This is a genomic window from Occallatibacter sp., from assembly GCF_049802275.1.
Lineage (GTDB): Bacteria > Acidobacteriota > Terriglobia > Terriglobales > Acidobacteriaceae > Telmatobacter.
Genome location: NZ_JBARMD010000354.1, coordinates 1 through 1,826, shown reverse-complemented (window position 1 = coordinate 1,826; position 1,826 = coordinate 1). Strand labels below are relative to the sequence as shown.

The 1,826-nt window shown below is 55.0% G+C and carries 2 protein-coding genes; both read right to left on the bottom strand.

Features of this window, described 5'->3' with window-relative positions:
* The coding region (locus tag WA354_RS12345; RefSeq protein ID WP_472813313.1) for a Wzz/FepE/Etk N-terminal domain-containing protein at nucleotides 1-841 on the bottom strand (841 nt) is incomplete at its 3' end.
* Nucleotides 842-902: 61 nt separating this feature from the next.
* The coding region (locus WA354_RS12340; protein ID WP_472813312.1) for a capsule assembly Wzi family protein at nucleotides 903-1,826 on the bottom strand (924 nt) is incomplete at its 5' end.

Below are 1,826 nucleotides of genomic sequence, written 5' to 3'. Positions count from 1 at the left end.
GGACATTGTTGTCGGCGTATATTTGGCGCAGGCCCTCCAATTCCGATTGCGCGGCAATCAGGTGACCCTGCAAGGCTGCCGCCGCTTCCACCATCGCCTTGCCTTGCTCCTTGATGTCAATCGCGGTGTTATCGCTGGCAAATTTGCTGAACTCCCTGGCGGAAATGTCGAGATCCTGCTTCACCGACTTCAGACGATCTTCCAGAAAGACGCGCTCGCGGTGGGCCGCGGAGGTGTTCAGGTCCACCACCAACCGGTTGAGCTCAGATACGTAGGATTCGGCGATGGCTTTCGCTCTTTGCGGACTGTGGTCGGTCACTTGGATGGTGATGATTCCGCTCTTGCGGTCTTCCGACATTTGCGTGTTTTCCTCAAGCTGACGTCTGGCGCCTTGCATTTGTCGCATGCCGTATACAGATTTGAGATCGAATTTGTCGATGACGCGATCTTCGACAGTCTCGCTGCGCAAGATTCCAATGAATAGAGATCCTGAGGTTTTCAGGCCAAGGAGATCGCCGGCCAGCATACCGATTCCGGTGTCACCGTGGCTGCTCATCGCCATCAGGGATGCCAACCCGGAACTCAGTTCGTTGTCAGGCGGCATCAATTGCGTTCGCGCTTCATACCGGACGGGGATGAGAAATGCGAGCAGAGTCGACAGGACGAGTCCGTACGCCGCGGCTCGCAAGACGAAGATACGCTGATCGAGCAGGAGGCGCAGACGGCTAAACGTAGTCTGGCCCTCGAACTCACCGTAGCTACTGATTCGAGCCGGATCAGGGAGCACGGTCGAGGCGGATAGTCCCTGGTCGGGTTTTACGCGAATCGGAGTACCGGGCATTGGCAAGTCTCAATCACGTTCGCGGCTCTGTGCTTCACTCGGACGTTGGTTCTGGCGAGTTTCACTTTCTACCGACCTTGGGTAGGTAGCTGAACTCAAATGATGCGGTGACATTGGATTGGTGGTTGGCCGCCAGCAGCGGTATTTGCCAGCGTTCGTACTGCAAGCCGCCGGATAGACGAAATCCCGATCGCAGCAGGAAGTCTGAGTTCACTTGCACATCATTCTGGGTTCCACCCTGCGGCAGGAACTGCCGGTCGATTTTTCGATGCTTCAGAACGATTCCAATTTTCCGGGTCGCGCTGAGCCAATAATTGCTGGTGATCGATTCTCCCTGAGCAGCGCGACCGATCCAGCTTCCCATCAACTGACCGCCATTGGTGTATCCGTTGAGGTATTGATAGTTGTGATAGAAGCAGCCGTTGCAACTGGGAAAATCAACCGGGCTGGTCGAACCGCCCTCCAACCTCAGATCGAGCTTCGGAATGTTCGGCATCTGAGCGGCATAGAGCCCGCCTTGCCAGACAGATTTTTGGGGAGTGTTAAGAGGAGAGATTTCATCTTCACTGAAGCCCTCGCCAAATAAAGTCAGCCAGTTTCGCAGCTTCGGAATGCGATAAGAAAAGTCTGCGACACTGCGGCCGTCCCCTAGAGGTTCATGATTGGCCTCGTGAAGGCTCAACGAACTCTGCAAAAATGTTTTCCACGTCAACGGATTGCCCGGGCCGCCATAAATTGTGGTCTTCGACATGCTGAATTCGAAGTTCTCGGTGAATTTGAAACTGATCCTGGCCCCACTGAGGAAGGGCTGGGGGTTCAGATTCTTGCCATATTGGCCTTGAGCCACCGTCCCGACGACGGGGCTGTTGTTGATGAACTCCTGTCCGGTCATGCGTCCTAGAAAGAAGTCGAGCCGCAGAGAGCCGAGATAGCCGAGAACCGAAGGCAGGCGAAAAGGAGAAACTCGGTTTACCCGGAACATATC